Origin of the sequence: Roseicyclus sediminis, from assembly GCF_025515305.1 — a bacterium.
Lineage (GTDB): Bacteria > Pseudomonadota > Alphaproteobacteria > Rhodobacterales > Rhodobacteraceae > Roseibacterium > Roseibacterium sediminis.
Genome location: NZ_JAOPHT010000013.1, coordinates 78,694 through 93,748 on the forward strand (window position 1 = coordinate 78,694; position 15,055 = coordinate 93,748).

Annotated in this window: 15 protein-coding genes; all 15 read right to left on the reverse strand. The window is 66.5% G+C overall.

All coding sequences use genetic code 11. The features are described 5' to 3' along the window. Positions 1-3: 3 nt before the first annotated feature. Entirely contained in the window at positions 4-972 is a 969-nt protein-coding gene (locus N8I71_RS15590) for a type II secretion system F family protein (protein ID WP_262878934.1), read from the reverse strand. A gap of 4 nt (positions 973-976) precedes the next feature. Next, entirely contained in the window at positions 977-2,377 is a 1,401-nt protein-coding gene (locus tag N8I71_RS15595) for a CpaF family protein (RefSeq protein ID WP_262878935.1), read from the reverse strand. A 10-nt stretch (positions 2,378-2,387) separates the two neighbouring features. Beyond that, positions 2,388-3,596: an AAA family ATPase gene (locus tag N8I71_RS15600; protein WP_262878936.1), complete on the reverse strand. Its 1,209-nt coding sequence runs from the start codon at positions 3,594-3,596 to the stop codon at positions 2,388-2,390. Between the two features lie 23 nt (positions 3,597-3,619). Beyond that, the gene (locus N8I71_RS15605) at positions 3,620-4,291 is read right to left on the reverse strand and encodes a TadE/TadG family type IV pilus assembly protein (RefSeq protein WP_262878937.1); all 672 of its coding nucleotides are present in this window, start codon (positions 4,289-4,291) and stop codon (positions 3,620-3,622) included. Next, positions 4,288-4,803 (reverse strand): TadE/TadG family type IV pilus assembly protein, encoded by a 516-nt coding sequence (locus tag N8I71_RS15610; RefSeq protein WP_262878938.1) that lies wholly within the window; start codon positions 4,801-4,803, stop codon positions 4,288-4,290. The genes N8I71_RS15605 and N8I71_RS15610 overlap by 4 nt, the downstream gene beginning before the upstream one ends. 5 nt (positions 4,804-4,808) lie before the next feature. Further along, positions 4,809-6,269 carry a Tad domain-containing protein gene (locus N8I71_RS15615; RefSeq protein ID WP_262878939.1) on the reverse strand — a complete coding sequence of 487 codons (1,461 nt, stop codon included), beginning with the start codon at positions 6,267-6,269 and terminating at the stop codon, positions 4,809-4,811. 30 nt (positions 6,270-6,299) lie between these two features. After that, positions 6,300-7,139, reverse strand: a complete 840-nt coding sequence (gene cpaB, locus N8I71_RS15620; RefSeq protein WP_262878940.1) for a Flp pilus assembly protein CpaB — start codon at positions 7,137-7,139, stop codon at positions 6,300-6,302. A gap of 94 nt (positions 7,140-7,233) precedes the next feature. Further along, entirely contained in the window at positions 7,234-7,425 is a 192-nt protein-coding gene (locus N8I71_RS15625; protein ID WP_262878941.1) for a Flp family type IVb pilin, read from the reverse strand. Positions 7,426-7,753: 328 nt separating this feature from the next. After that, entirely contained in the window at positions 7,754-8,455 is a 702-nt protein-coding gene (locus tag N8I71_RS15630; protein ID WP_262878942.1) for a ThuA domain-containing protein, read from the reverse strand. After that, positions 8,452-9,321 (reverse strand): NAD(P)-dependent oxidoreductase, encoded by an 870-nt coding sequence (locus N8I71_RS15635; RefSeq protein ID WP_262878943.1) that lies wholly within the window; start codon positions 9,319-9,321, stop codon positions 8,452-8,454. The genes N8I71_RS15630 and N8I71_RS15635 overlap by 4 nt, the downstream gene beginning before the upstream one ends. Further along, positions 9,321-10,829, reverse strand: a complete 1,509-nt coding sequence (locus N8I71_RS15640; RefSeq protein ID WP_262878944.1) for a sugar ABC transporter ATP-binding protein — start codon at positions 10,827-10,829, stop codon at positions 9,321-9,323. Before N8I71_RS15640 ends, N8I71_RS15635 begins: the two co-directional genes overlap by 1 nt. Further along, positions 10,826-11,827, reverse strand: a complete 1,002-nt coding sequence (locus tag N8I71_RS15645) for an ABC transporter permease (RefSeq protein WP_262878945.1) — start codon at positions 11,825-11,827, stop codon at positions 10,826-10,828. Before N8I71_RS15645 ends, N8I71_RS15640 begins: the two co-directional genes overlap by 4 nt. A 12-nt stretch (positions 11,828-11,839) precedes the next feature. Continuing rightward, positions 11,840-12,820, reverse strand: a complete 981-nt coding sequence (locus tag N8I71_RS15650) for an ABC transporter permease (RefSeq protein ID WP_262878946.1) — start codon at positions 12,818-12,820, stop codon at positions 11,840-11,842. An 81-nt stretch (positions 12,821-12,901) separates the two neighbouring features. After that, on the reverse strand, positions 12,902-13,708 hold the full coding sequence (locus N8I71_RS15655; RefSeq protein WP_262878947.1) for an SDR family oxidoreductase: 807 nt from the start codon (positions 13,706-13,708) through the stop codon (positions 12,902-12,904). Between the two features lie 87 nt (positions 13,709-13,795). Further along, positions 13,796-14,755: a sugar ABC transporter substrate-binding protein gene (locus N8I71_RS15660; protein ID WP_262878948.1), complete on the reverse strand. Its 960-nt coding sequence runs from the start codon at positions 14,753-14,755 to the stop codon at positions 13,796-13,798. Between the last annotated feature and the right edge of the window lie 300 nt (positions 14,756-15,055).

Sequence of the window (15,055 nt, forward strand, 5' to 3'; positions counted from 1 at the left end):
GGGTTAGACGCGGAAGCTCACAAGCTTCCAGAGAACCAGCGCGTTGAGCACGGTGAGGCCGATGATCGAGGCCATGAGCGGAGCGAAGAGCGGGTCGCCGGAGACGTCGGCGTAATAGCTTGGCGAGGTCGTCGAGGTCATGAAGTAGATGACCGCCGGCAGCAGCGACAGGAACCACGCCGTCAGCCGCCCCTCGGCGGAGATCGCCTTGATCTTGCGTCGAAGCGCGATCCGGTCGCGGATCACGCGCGACAGCACGCTGATGACACGGGCGAGATCGCCGCCTGTGCCGTGCTGGATGCCGATGCTCGATGACAGGTAGTGGACGTCCTCCAGATCGATCCGTTCGGCGAATTCCTGGAATGCGTCCGGCAGGTCGTCGCCGTAGCTGATCTGGTCGAAGATCAGCCCGAATTCCGAGGCGACGGGATCTGCCATCTCGCGGGCCACGGCGCCGATCGAAGTGTTGAGCGGATGCCCGACGCGCAGGCCCCGCGCCATGAGGTCGAGGGCGTCCGGCAACTGGCGCACCATCTTGTCCATCCGCTGCTTGCGCGCCGCGAGAACGACACCGAGCGGCAAGACGATGCCGCCCAGAAGGCCGATCATGGGCGCCTGGTACGCGGGCAGAAAGACGGTGGCCCCGACACCCGAGCCAAACCCCGCAACAAGGCAGAGCGCGAGGTACCGCTTCATGTCGAGGCCAAGGCCCGACTGGTCCAGCCATTTCGAAAGGGTGGCGAGCGCCGGCAGGCGCCCCGAAGCGCCCCGCGCGCCCGGCTTGAGGATCGCGCGGATCTCGGAGGCGGTTGCGCCTTTCTCCAGAAGCCGCATGCGCCGGTTGCGGGCGTCGGCCCCGCTTTCCCGCCGCGTCAGCAGCTGCACGATGCCCGTGAAGGCGAGGAAGATGCCCAGCGCCATCAGGGTGAAGAGCAGGTAGCTCGGATCGATGTCGAGGAAGGCGGTCTGCATGGCGCTATCCCTTCACGGCAAAATGGCTGTCGGCGAAGTTGATCCCGGCGGCGGCGAGCGCCTCGGCGCTGCGGGGCCGGATGCCGGTCGCGGTGAACTCGCCCAGGATCTCGCCATCGGCAGAGACGCCCTTGCGGCGGAAGACGAAAATGTCCTGCATCGCGATGACATCACCTTCCATGGCGGTGATCTCGGAGATCGCGGTGACGCGCCGCCGCCCGTCCGCCATCCGCGAGAGCTGGACGACGAAATGGAGCGCCGAGGCGATCTGGCTGCGGATCGCCGAGAGCGGCAGGTCGAGCCCGTTCATCGAGACCATCTGCTCGATCCGGCCCAGCGCGTCGCGGGCCGAGTTGGCGTGGACCGTGGTCATCGAGCCGTCATGGCCCGTGTTCATCGCCTGCAGCATGTCGAAGGATTCAGCACCCCGCACCTCGCCCACGATGATCCGGTCGGGCCGCATCCTCAGCGCGTTGCGCACCAGGTCGCGCTGGGCGACGGCGCCCGAGCCGTTGGGGCTCGGCGGGCGTGTCTCAAGGCGGACGACATGGCTTTGCTGCAGCTGAAGCTCGGCCGCATCCTCGATCGTGACGATGCGTTCACGGTCCGAGATGCTGGCCGACATGGCATTGAGCATGGTCGTCTTGCCCGAGCCCGTGCCGCCCGAAATCAGGATGTTGAAACGCGCCCGCACGAGCCCTCTCAGAAGGCCCGCCGCCTCCTCCGAAAGCGCGCCCTGCGCGACCAGCCCCTCCATCGTGAAGGGCATCTTCGAGAACTTCCGGATCGAGATCGACGGTCCGTCGATCGCGCAGGGGCGGATGATCGCGTTGACCCGGCTGCCGTCCTCGAGGCGCGCGTCCACCCACGGAACCGACTCGTCCACCCGGCGGCCGATGCGCGAGACGATCTTGTCGATGATCCGCAACAGGTGTTTTTCGTCGCGGAACCGCACGGGTGTCCGCTCGAGGATACCGGCGCGCTCGACGTAGACGCTCGAATGCCCGTTGACGAGGATGTCGTTCACCGTCGGATCGGCCAGCAGCGGCTCGAGCGGCCCGAGCCCGAGCACCTCGTGCAAGAGCTCATCGACGAGGCGCTGGAAATCGGGGCCGCGCATCGGCCTGTTCTCTGCCGCGAGGACCTCCTCGGCGAGGCCTGCAACCTCGCGGCGCAACTCATCGGGCATAATCTTGTCGATCACCGCGAAATTCAGGCGATCCAGAAGCGCCTCGTGCAGCCGTCCCTTGAGCTCCAGAAACGCGATCAGCTCACGCTCTTCGGACGTCGACTGGCGCGGATCGTCGGAGCGGCGGTCGGCCATCGCCTGGCCACCCGCGTTCGCATGGAGCGGAACCACGGAGGCCTCGGCCTGATCCGGACGGCGGGGAAATTGCTTGAACATCTGCTGCTCCTCAGTGTGCGACGGTTTCGGCGGCCGCCTCACGCTGCGCGAGCGCTTCGGCAAGTGTCCGCGCCATGCGGGCGATGGTTTTCGAAAGGCGCGACCGCGATGCGATCCCCGACAGGGGCACGCCACGGTCGAGCGCGGCGCGCGCCGCACCCGGATCATCGGGCAGCCAATGGCGGAACTCGCGTTCGAGGACCTTCTCCGCGGCCGCATGGTGGCGGCGCAGGAGCATGGGCTTGGCCTCGTGGTTGATCACGACCTCGATCTTCAGGCCAAGGTGCGCATCCGAGAAGAAATCGATGAGGCGGCGCGCCTGGCGGATCGACGGCACGGCGCAATCGGTGACCATCAAGAGGCGGTCGGCGCGCTCGAGAACCGCATCGATCCACTCGACCAGGCCGCCGGGCAGGTCGACGACCACGTAGTCATGCGTCTTGCGGAGGTTGTCGATGAGCCGCGCGATCTGAGCCGACTTTAGCGCGTCCAGCGGGGCGAAACGCGCCGGCGCGGTCAGCACCGACAGGCCCGAGGGAAGCTGCGTCACGGATTGCGCGACGAAGGTGGCATCGGGTTCGATCCCGTTCACCGCCAGCTCGTAAAGCGCTTCGTTGGGCTCGAGATCGAGGAAAGACGCGACATCGCCAAGCTGGATGTCGAGATCCACAAGCGCCACACGGTTGCCCGCGCGCTTCCTGAACCCGCCGCCCCGGGCGAGAAGCGCGTCGGCGAGATTTACCGCAACCGTGGTCGAGCCGACGCCGCCGCGCGCTTGCGCTACCGCGATGACACGGCCCATGCGACCGGTCTCCGGCTCGTTCCGGGTGGGCTCGACGGTCCATTTCCGCAGAAGTTCGCGGAACTCCTCGGCGTTGATCGAGTCCGGCAGGACCTCGCTCACACCCGCCTGCATCAGGCGCCGCACCTCGGAGAGGGACGCGTCGGCACCGGTGATGGCGATCAGCGGCTCCTTCATTCCGATCTCCCGGCGCAGCGCGGCGACGGCGGCAAGGTCGCGATCGTCGCCCGTGTCGGTGCGGAAGATCAGGATGCCGTCCTTACGGATGGGCTCGAGGGCACTGCCGCCGATCTCGTGGAGGGCGACGTCGCGTTCGCAAAGAACCGCGTCCTTGTCCCCCTCGAGCGCGCGGCCCACGATCGCCGAGATCTTGGGGTCCTTCGCAAGCAGGACGATGTTTCTGGCGTGTTCGGTCATGGTCGGATCCTCTCGCCGCGGTGTCATGCCCCGCCCCCATGCGCGAGGTCCTCTCCGGGGAGGGAGACGCTCATGCTGGGAAAGGGAATGGATGTGAGTGCCCCCGGCGAAGTGCCCGCGCCGCTCATCGACAGCAGGCCGGCCAGGGGGTGAATGAAGGCGAAACGCAGCTGTTCGTCGCCCGGTGCGGTCCCCGCGAGTTCCACGGTCACGTCCGGCGTGTAGGGGCCGCCGAGAAAGCCGAGGTCGGGGTTGAACGTGTAGCTGAAGCGCAGGTGATCGATCCGCGCGTCCGACGGAAGCGCGCCGCCGATCACCGACCAGATCTCGGCCGCGGTGGCGTTGGCGGCGTTCCCTTCGCAGGTCACGACCGCGTCGGCGGGCTCGAAGCAGATGCCGCGCGCTTCGCCGCAGGAGGTGCCGAACCGGTAAGGCGGCGTACCGATGAGCGACCCGCGCCCGTTGATCTCGGGCACGCCGGCGCAGGCCGGGGGGCGAACCGCCGCGATGCGCGCGGCGACCTGCATCGCCTTGTCGGCGACGACGAAGTTGTAGGCCATCCGGCCGAAGTCGATCAGCCCGAAAAGGAAGACGAGGAACAGGACGAAGACGATCGCGAATTCCACGAGCGTCGAGCCGCGCTCGTCCCGTGTGAAGCGCGCGAGGCGCGGAAGGTGGGGCAAACGCGGGGTCATGAGCCGAACACCCTTTGCGCGTCGCTGATCTCGGCGGTCAGCGACGGGCGCGCAGCCCCCGACATGGAGATGAGCCGGCCGAACGGGAGATCGATGCGGACGGTCGCCGTCACCCGCACGACGCCGACGGGCGAGTTGCGGAAGGTGCCAGTGATGCAATCGAGGGCCGAGGTCACTTCCTCGACGGTGACGCCGCCGGGATAGAGGCCGGTCCCGGAGTTCGCCTCCGCGACGATGGTTTCGAGGTCGGTGTCGAGGCCCGCCACGTGGTCCGCCAGCGAGCTGCCGGGCGCGCAAATGTCATAGGGGGCCGAACGCGCGAGGAACCGGGCGGCATCGCGGACGCCCGCATTCGCTGCCTGGTAGGACCACATCATCCGCCCGCCCTCGACCGTGACGGCGAAGAACAGCAGCAGGATCGGCAGCAGGAGCGCGAATTCCACCAGCGCCGCACCACGCTCGTCGCGGGAAAAGAGGTGGGCCGTTCTGGAAATGGGGGTGAGAAGCGGCATGGCGATCACCTGTAAAGCCGGACGACATCGCGGACCGTGCCGCTGCCGCCGCTGCCGGCACCCGCGCTGCCGAGGATCTCGACGAAGATGTCCTTGGTCACGTTGTCCGCCGGCTGGAGCAGGAAGACGCGCACCCAGCTTTCGACCGGAACGCCCGTCGAGGCACCGCTGACGGCATTTGCTTCGCAGTCGATGCCCGCGACGATCATGACCCGGCGCTCGGGGTCGGCCGATGCGTTCTCGGCGTTGCACACCGGGGCGCCCGTCTCCTGCCGGCCCGTCAGCACGTCGCCGTCGATCGCGTTGGCGATTTCGGCGAGGTAGATGCCGTAGCGGGTGGTCGGATAGTCGGGGAACCATTCGGGCGCGGTGCCGTAGTTGGTCGCGACGTAGTTGGCGTAGCCCGACGCGAAGTCGCCGTCGCCGAAACGGCCGCCGGTGCAGCTTTCGCTGATCAAGCAATCGTCGGCCGGAAGCGGGACGGTGTAGAGCGGATCATCCGCCTCGACCTGGTCGATGTTGCACTGGCCGTTGCCGCGGCGCGTGATGCTCACCCCGCTGATGACGTTCGGCGCGGGTCCGAAGCGGGGATCGCCGCGATGGGAATTGAGAACGCCCTCGTAGATGTCGAACCGGGTGTTGACCGCGGCGGCAAGGCGGCCGACGGACTGGCCCGGACGCGTGTCGACGCCGTCCATCTCGAAACAGGTGGTCACAGGGCGCTGCGCGGCCAGGACGCACCATTCCTCGTTGCCCGAGCTCAGGCCGGCACAGGCCCCGGCGGGGTCCGTGGCGGTGGCGCCGCCCGTGGGCTGAAGGAAACCGTAGTTGCCCGCGCCCCATTGCCCGCCGCTGCCGCCGCCCGCGCGCAGGCGCACCGCGGTGCCGACCTCCCGCGAGGCATCGAAGCCGTCGGGCAGGCACATCATCATGCTGGAGATATCGCAGGCGATCTGCGTGAAGCCCGCGACGGCATCGGCCCGGACGGTCGAGCGTGCCGCGGCCTCCTCGCCACGCAGGCCACGAAAGGCCGCGCCGAAGGTCCAGCCGACGCTGCGGGCCGCCACGTCGACGCGCACGTAACGCGCCTGCTCGGGATCTGTGGTGACCGCCGACGTGGGCATGGTGTCGAGGGGCGGAAGCACGGACAGGAAGGTGAGCGTGTAGTCGAGCGGCCCGGAGAGAACGCGGTTGCCGTCCGCGAAGGTCTGCTCGTCGCTGATCATCGCCGCGGCGGCCGCGGTGGCCCGGTCGATCGCGGTGGCGCCGCCGTCGAGTTCGCCCGCGGCGGCCAGCGCGACGCTGTCGGCGTAGGATTGCAGTTCCGTCTGCGTGATCCCGATACGGCCAAGATCGAACGAGAGCGCGAGGAAGCCCAGCAGGACCGCGAGCGAGACGCCCCAGATGGTGAGGAAGCTGCCTTCCTCGTTGCGCTTGAGGGAGATGAGGAAACGAAGGGGTTTCATCGGTCCATACTCGTCCTGGTCATCTTCCACTCAGGTGCCGCCTTCCATGGCGACGGTCTCGACCTCGACGCCGCGGCGCACGGTGACGGTACGGGGGGGCGCGGGCGGAGGGGCGGGCTCTTCCACCACGACGATCTCCTCCTCCTCGCCCAGAAGCATGTCGGAGAGGCGGATGGCACGCGGCAGGCTCTCATCGGCGCTGCCGTAGTTGCGGAGCATCAGGCTCAGCCGCCCGGCGCGCTGCGCGAGCGCGAGCGACTGGCCCTGGTCGGCGGTAACCTCGACGGTGACCGTACGGGAGACCTGCGGCGCGTCGGACTGCTGGTCGGCGTCCTGATCGACGGCGATGACGCGGATGTTCTGAAGGATCGTCGCGGCGCTCATGTCTTCGCCCGTGCCCTGGGTCAGGACGACGTCCACATAGTCGCCGGGACGCACGAAACCGCCGGCGGCGGTCTCGGCGTTGACGTTGATCGCCATGGCCCGGCCGTTCTCGCTGAGGGTCTGGACGATGGTGACGCGCTCGCCAAAGGCCGAGACATGATCGGCCAGGATCGGCTGGCCGCGCGCGATCGAGGTCCGGGAGCGGCGCGGCTCGCCGCCATCGGCGGGAAGAATGTCGGAGAGGCGGGTGAAGGCGCCGCTGGGCAGCGCGCCGACGGGCCAGGCCTGCGCAACCACCATGCCGTCCTCGATGGCGTCGCCGAAGCCGATGTCACGGGCGGCGATCATCACCTCCACGAGGTCTGGCTCCGTCTCGACGACGGGCGGGGCCACGGTGCTCGCCTGCATGTAGCCGTGCGCGAGGTAGGCGGAGCCGCCGGCGACCGACAGCCCCAGTGCGGCCAGGAGGATCGAGGTCAGCTGCATCTTGCTTGCTCCAGTTCGGGCGGCGCGCATTTCATGGGAGGGGGCCGGTCAGCGGCGCAGGGAGAGACGCGCCGCTGACCTGGATGGTTCGGGATCAGCCTTCGACGACGGGGTCGTTGGCAGTCATCAGGCCTTCGGCCTGGCCCATCTCGCCGTCGACGGCGTTGCCGAGCGTGGTCAGAGCGGCGGTGCCGACGATCACGGCCAGCGTGAGGGCGATACCGTACTCGACGAGCGTGACACCGCGCTCGTCATCGCGAAGACGAAGGAAAAAATTGCGAAGCATGTTAAGGACTCCAAGGTTTTTTGCATGGCGCACCGCGAGCGGCGCAGATCGGAGCCAGGTCTCACCGGAGACCCGACATCCTTGAAAGTATGGGACCGAAAAGAGGCCCACACCGTCCGTTCATGCGGGAAATTCAACCTGGAATTGTATTTTTGCGCGGAAACGGACCTTTCCATGGAAAGATCGCGTCGGGCATATGCCGTCGGCGCCGCGAGTCGCGCCGAGACAACGGGCCCGGATCGGCCTGTCCCCGGGCGGCCGGACGCCGCCGATCATGGAGTGCTGGAAGGTGCCCGGACCTGTGCGGCCCGATCAGCAGCCGGAGGTCTCAGCCTCGCGCCGCCCAGGACATCCCGCGGCGCAGGATCTTCGTGACTTCGGGATGCTTCAGGTCATCGAGTTCGTGACCGATCGAGCAATAGAAGACGCGGCCCTTGTCCCAACGACGTTTCCAGACGACCGGGATCACCGTGCCCTCGATCCACCAAAGATGATCGCCCGAGAAGGTCGTGGTCGCGAGCACCTCGTTCGAGGGATCGACCAGCATGTAGTATTGTTCGGAGGTCAGGCGGAAGCTGCGCACGCCCTCCATGATCGGGTCGGCGGGCCGCGTGACCGTCACTTCGTAGTCGATGTAGTCCTCGCGCGGCTGAAGGTTGTCGGGCCAACCCGGAGGATGCGCCACGAACTGACCGCCGATGAGGAAATGATAGGTCGGACGGTCGCGGAAGGCGTCGCCCATGTGGCCGTGCCAGCCCGCGATGCCCCTGCCCTCGCCGATCAGCTTCAGCAGGCCATCCTCCTGCGGCTTGGTCATGTTGCCGAATTCCTCGCGATGCCCCGAACGCGCAGAGGACCAGATCGGTACGATCAGGTTCACGTCCGAAAGGCTCTCGGGATCGGCCAGAGGTTCAAGCGTGTCGTAGACATCGACCTCGAAGCCGTCGCCTGTCAGCAGGTCGCGGCACCAATCGGCGAAATTGCTGGGGTCGTGGCCTTCCCAGCCCCCTGCGAAAAGCGCGGCTTTCATCGCGTCTTGTCCTCCATGAATGGCACGATCGCGGCCATGTCGCGATCGGCGTAGCCGGCCGCGATGGCCTCCTGAAGCTGGGCGAGCGTCACGCCCGACTGCGGCAGGGCGACCCCGAGGCGTTCGGCAAGCGCTGCCGTCACGCTCATGTCCTTGCGTGCCAGCGCCACCGTGAAGGTCACGTCCTGCGCGGCCTCGTCGAGATAGAGCGGCTTGCGATAGGACAGCATCGGCGCGGCCGCGGCACTGGCCTCGATCACGTCGAAGGCCGCCGCACGGGGGATCCCGGCCGCTTTCGTCAGCGCGAGCGCCTCGGCCAGGGTCTGGTTCAACCCGTGGATCAGCATGTTGACGCCCAGCTTCATGACCGCCCCCGCCCCGGCCCGCCCGAGAAACACCGTCCGGCGGCCCATCGCATCGAAGAGCGGGCGAAGGGGCCCGCCGGTCGCCTCGTCACACCCGGCCATGATGAGCAGTTGCCCGTGCCGCGCCGCCTGCGTCGCGCCCGAGACAGGCGCGTCGATCACGGTGGCACCTTCCGGCGCGCGGGCGGCGAGGTCGAAGATGTGATCGGGGCTCATCGTGCCCATCTCGACGAAATGGCGGGCGGTCGAGCCGGCGAAAAGGCCGTTTTCCCCGAAATGGACAGTCTCGGAGGCGGCATCGTCGGCCAGCATCGTCACGACGATCTCGCAGCGCTCAGACAATTCGCGCGGGGTTTCGACCGCCTCTGCGCCGATCTCACGGGCCAGCGTCGCGGCCTTTTCGGGGCTGCGGTTCCACAAGACAAGCTCGACCCCGGCCCGCGCGAGATTTGCCGCCATCTCGCGGCCCATCCGGCCAAGCCCGGCGAAGCCGACCTTCATCAGGCGGCATCCCCCGCGATCCCCGAGATCGCGTGGATCAGACTGTCCTCGGTCACTTCGGCGGCGGTGAACTCCCGCATGATCCGGCCGTGATACATCGCGATGATGCGGTCGGAGACATGCAGAACCTCGGGCATTTCCGAGGAGATCACGATCACGGCGTATCCCTGTTTGGCCAGTTCCCTCAGGAGGTTGTGGATCTCGGATTTCGAGCCGACGTCGATCCCCCGCGTCGGTTCATCCACGATCAGCACCTCGGGGCGCATCGACAGCCACTTGCCTATGACGATCTTCTGCTGGTTCCCGCCCGACAGATTGCCGACCGTGGTCCGCCAGCTCGGGCTCTTGATCTGGAGCCGGTCGCGATACTGGTCGTAGATCGAGATCTCGGCGCCGTCCGACACGAAGGGACCGGCGGTCAGGTCGCCCACCTGCGGAAGGGTCATGTTGTCCCGGCAGTTCATGCCGAGGACGAGGCCTTGTTCTTTGCGGCTTTCGGGGACAAGGGAAATCCCCTTGCGGATGGCCTCGATCGGTGAGGAGATCGTGACCTCCTCGCCCTTCAGGATGATCCGGCCGGCGGTGGGCTTCCGCAGGCCGAAGAGCGTCTCGGCGATCTCCGTTCGCCCGGCCCCCACGAGACCGTAAAAGCCCAGGACCTCGCCCTCGCGCACCTCGAAGGTGGCGTCCTGAAACAGGTGGCCGCACGAAAGGCCTTCGACCCGCAGGGCGACCGGGCCCAACTCCACATGCTCGTGATTGCGGCTGAGATCGAGCGAGCGGCCGATCATCATCTGCGTGATCTCGTCCTCGTTCGTGGCGGCCGTTTCAAGCGTGCCGCGATATTCCCCGTCGCGCAGCACCGAGATGCGGTCGGTGATGCGGAAGATCTCCTCCATTCTGTGGGAGATGTAGATGATCCCCACGCCTTGCCGCTTCAGGTCTTCGATGACGTCGAACAGGACGACCTTCTCGGCATCCGTCAGCGAGGCCGTCGGCTCGTCGAAGATCACGGCCTTGGCGTCGACGGTCAGCGCGCGGGCGATCTCGACCATCTGCTGATTGGCGATCGACAGCTCGCCCACGACCGTGCGCGCGTTGAACCCCACCTTCAGCTTCGCGAGGATCGCGTCGGTGCGGGAATAGAGCGTGTCCCAGTCGACGCGACCGAACGACTTTCTCGGCAATTCTCCGAGGTAGATGTTCTCTGCCACCGACAATTCCTGCGCGAGGCTCAGTTCCTGGTGGATGAACATCACGCCGTTGGCCTTGGCCTCGAGAGGCCCCTTCATCTCGGTCTCGCGCTCGTCGATGAAGATCTTGCCCGCGTCGGGCTGGTAGATGCCGCCGAGCACCTTCATCAGCGTCGATTTTCCCGCCCCGTTCTCGCCCATGAGCGCATGGACCTCTCCGGGCAGTACCGAGAAGCTGACCCCGTCGAGCGCGCGAACGCCCGGGAATGTCTTGACGATGCCTTCGAGACGGAGGGCCGGTGTATCCGCGGTCATACCTTCAACTCCTCTGCGCCCTTGCGGTTCAGTTGCCGGTCGAGGAACAGCACCGCGATCAGGATGGTCCCGATGACGAGGTTCACCGTCTCGGTGTCCGCGCCGATATGGCCGAGGCCCTTCCTCAACAGCTGGATCGCGATGACGCCCCCGAGCGTGCCGATGATCGAGCCGCGCCCGCCGGTCAGCTTGGTGCCGCCCAGCACGACGGCGGTGATCGCCCAGAGCTCGAACAGCATCCCGTCATTGGGGTTCACCGAGCCGCTGCCCGAGTAGAAGGCGACGGCCGACAGCGCGGCGAGAAAGCCGATCAGCACGAAATTCAGGACGAAATGCGGACCGACGCGGATGCCGGCGTTGACCGCAGCCTCGCGGTTGTCGCCGATGGCATAGGCGTTTCGACCGTGAACCGTCCGCGTCATCACCAGCCACACGATCAGCACGACGGCGAGGAACACGATGGCGGGCGTCTGCAGGCCGAGGATATCGGCCTCGGCGATATCGACCATCGTCCAGTTGAGGTGATAGGTCGGGTTCTCGCCGTTGTACATGAAGACCAGGCCGCGATAGCCCAGCATCGCGCCCAGCGTCACGATGAAGGCGTCGACGCCGGTCTTCCAGACCACGACCCCGTTGATCAATCCCAGCACGCATCCCGTCACAAGCGCGAAAAGCCAGGCAAGCGGGATCGCGGCATCGCCCATCGCCTCCATGAAGGGCCAGTTCATCGAGTCGAGCATCACGATCCCCGCCAGCGCGTAGGTCGCGCCGACCGAAAGGTCGATGTTGCCGTTGATCATGACCACCGTCATGCCGATCGCGATGATCCCGATGGGCGCCGACTGCTTCAGCAGCAGAAGCATGTTGTCGGCGTCCATGAAGGCGCTGTCGCTGAGCGACCACCATTGCCCGGCCACCTCGAAGAACACCAACTGGAAGACGATGAAGGCCCAGATCGCCCCGTTCTTGACCAGTTTCTTGACCGTGTCGTTCTGCATGGGTCCTCCTCCTCAGGCGATCGGCGACCAGAGCTTTCCGCGCTTGGTGGCGATATCGAGCCAGACGGCGAGGATGATGATGATCCAGGTCACGACGAACTGGACGTAGAATTCGAGGCCGGCGAGCAGCAGGCCGTTCTGGATGAAGCCGAGGATCAGGACCCCGATCACCGTCTTGAAGATCGTGCCCGATCCGCCCAGCAGCGAGGCGCCCCCGAGGATGACGGCGGCCAGAACCTCAAGCTCCATCCCCTGCCCCACGGTGTTCTGGGCCCCCATCGTGCGACTGGCCTGGATCAGGCCGGCGGTGGCCACGCAGAAGGCCGAGATCATGTAGGTCATGAACACCACCCGCGCGCGCGGGATGCCCGAGAAGGTCGCGGCCGTGTCGTTGCCGCCCACGGCATAGACCCTCCGGCCGAACGGCGTCTTGGCGAGCAGGATGCCCAGGATGGCCGCGAGCAGCGCGAAGATCAGGACCGGGATCGGGATGCCCAGCGCCGAGCCGCGCCCGAAGACGTCGAACCAGGTGTCGTTCTGGTTGGCGATGTCCATGTTCTGCCCGCCCGAATAGGTGAGCGTCAGGCCGTGGATGGCCGAGAGCATCCCCAGCGTCACGATCAGCGAATTGAGCCTGAGATACCCGATCAGGAACCCGTTGATCGCCCCCAGGCACAGCGTCATCGCGAACATCGCGGGGATCGCCAGCGCGGGACCGAAGGCGGGGTTCTCGTGCAGGTCGAGCACCACGATGGCCGAGAAGGACAGCATGGAGCCCACCGAAAGGTCGAGGTTTCCGCCGATGACCACGAAGGTCACGCCCAGCGCCATGACACCCAGGATGGCCGAGGAGCGGACCACGCCGAACACGTTGTCGATGTCGATGAAGCGCGGGTTCCAGAGCGTGAAGCCCACCATGAACAGGATGAACGCGACAAGGATGCCCTGCCGCGCCAATACGCCACCCAGCGATTTCATAGCCGTGTCGGCCATTCGGAACTCCTCCCCTTGCGGACGCGGCCAGCGGCGCGCGTTCCCATCCTCTTGGCGGCGCCTCTTCCGGGCGCCCGCCCGTCAGACCAGTGTCATGCCGCCATCGATCATCACGATCTGTCCCGTCATGTAGTCGCTGGCACGCGAGGCCAGGAACGTGGTGGTCCCGGTGATGTCCTGCGGGCGCGCGACGCGGCCCTTCAGGATTTCGGCGGAGAACTCTTCCATCGCCTGCCCCGGGCGTTCGGCCGCGCCGATCTCCATGAGGTCGCGGTCGACCTGTTCCCACATCTCGGTGGCCACCACTCCGGGCGCGAAGCCCGTGACCGTGATGTCGTGCTTCGCGAGATCGCGCGCGCCCGACTGGGTGAGACTCACCACGGCCCATTTCGAGGCGCAATAGGGCGCCACGTTGTCGAACCCCTGCCGCGAGGCGATGGAGGCGGTGTTCACGATCTTGCCGCCCCCGCCCTGCGCGATCATCTGGCGCGCTGCCTCCTGCATCCCGATCAGGCAGCCCAGGCCGTTCACATCCATGATGAAGGACCAGTTCTCTTCGGTCACATCCATGAAGTTCATCGGCTTGTTCACGCCGGCATTGTTGAACATGACGTCCAGCCGACCGAACGCCGCCACCGTCTTTTCGATCATGTCGCGCATCCCGGCGCGGTCGCGGACGTCGACACCCGCCGACATCACCGCGTCTGCCCCGATGCCGAGCCTTTGGCGGTTGGCCTCGGCCACCTCGGCCACCTGGGCGGCGTTGAGATCGGCGAAACAGACCTTCGCGCCCTCGTCCAGCAACGCCTCGCCGATGGCGCGCCCGATCCCGCGCGCGGCACCCGTGACGATGCAGACGCGCCCCTCTACTCCACGAGGTTCGGCCACGGCATGTCCCCCCTGTCCGTCATCTTGTCTGGTTGGAAAAGAGAGGGGGCCGGCACAGCGACACCGGCCCCCACCCGGGGAGGGAGATCAGAACACGGGGCGATCGAACTCGCTCATGTTGTCCTGGGTGATCTTCGGCGTGTCGAAGTAGTTGAAGAACGGCACGTCCTCACCCGCCAGCACGTCGAGCGCGGTCTGCAGCGCGGCCTCGGCGTCATCGACCGGCGACTGGTAGATCGAGCCCCAGTACTCGCCACGTTCCATCGCGTCGTAACCGACGGCGAAGTTGGTGGCGCCGACGAAGACGATCTCGTCCGCGCGGCCGGCGGCGAGTGCCGCGTTCAGGGCGCCGACACCCATGTTGTCGTCGCCCGAGTAGACGCCGTCGATGTCGTCATACTGGACCAGGAAGGCCTCCATGACGCGCTGGCTGTCCTCGCGGTTCCAGTTGCCCGGCTGGCTCTCGACGAGCGTCACGTTCGGGCAGACTTCGGGGAGGCGCTGCTCGAAGCCCTCGGCGCGTTCGATCGCGGTGGTGTAGCCCGGCTGACCGGTGATCTGCACGATGCGCGCCTCGTCCTGGATTCCCATTTCGGTAAACCGTTCGCACATGATCTCGGCCGAGCGCGCGCCCTGCGTGATGTTGTCGGGACCCGAGAAGGAACGCACGAACTCGAAGCCGTCCTCGGCGATGTTCGAGTTGGTGATGATGACCGGGATACCGGCCTGGTAGGCCTCGCGCACGGCGGGGATGACGGCCTGGCCGTTGGTCGGCCAGATGATCATCGCGTCCACTTCCTGCTGGATGAGGTCCTGGATCTGGGCGATCTGGCGCGCCACGTCGCCGCCTGCGTCGAGCACCACGACCTCGACGTCGGGATTTTGTTCGGCTGCGGCGATGAACGCCTGCTCGTAGGTCGTCTGGTAGCTGTCGACGCCCACGTTGTTCTGCGTGATGCCGATGGTCACGGATTGCGCCGCCGCCGCACCGCCCAGCGCGATCAGCGCGGTCGTGCAGGCAAGCGAAAGCTTGGTCGAATAGGTCATTCTTGATCCTCCCTGTGTATGTCGAGCGATTGCCGCTGTCCTCCCAGCCCGGGAATCACCCGGTGCAATCTGCAGTCATCCAGCGCCTTTTTCGCTGGCGGTTGACGGCCCGATTTTATCCGCTTTGGACATTATTATATCCATTATGGATGTTTTGGGGCATGTGGGACAGGCTCCAATTTGAACATTTTCAGGGGATCGCCCATGGCACGACGCCCGAGTCGCAACGCTGGGTTCAGCGCGAACGAAATCATGAACACGCAGGCTGCTAAAAATCGCCATTTTGAACATGAGGCCACG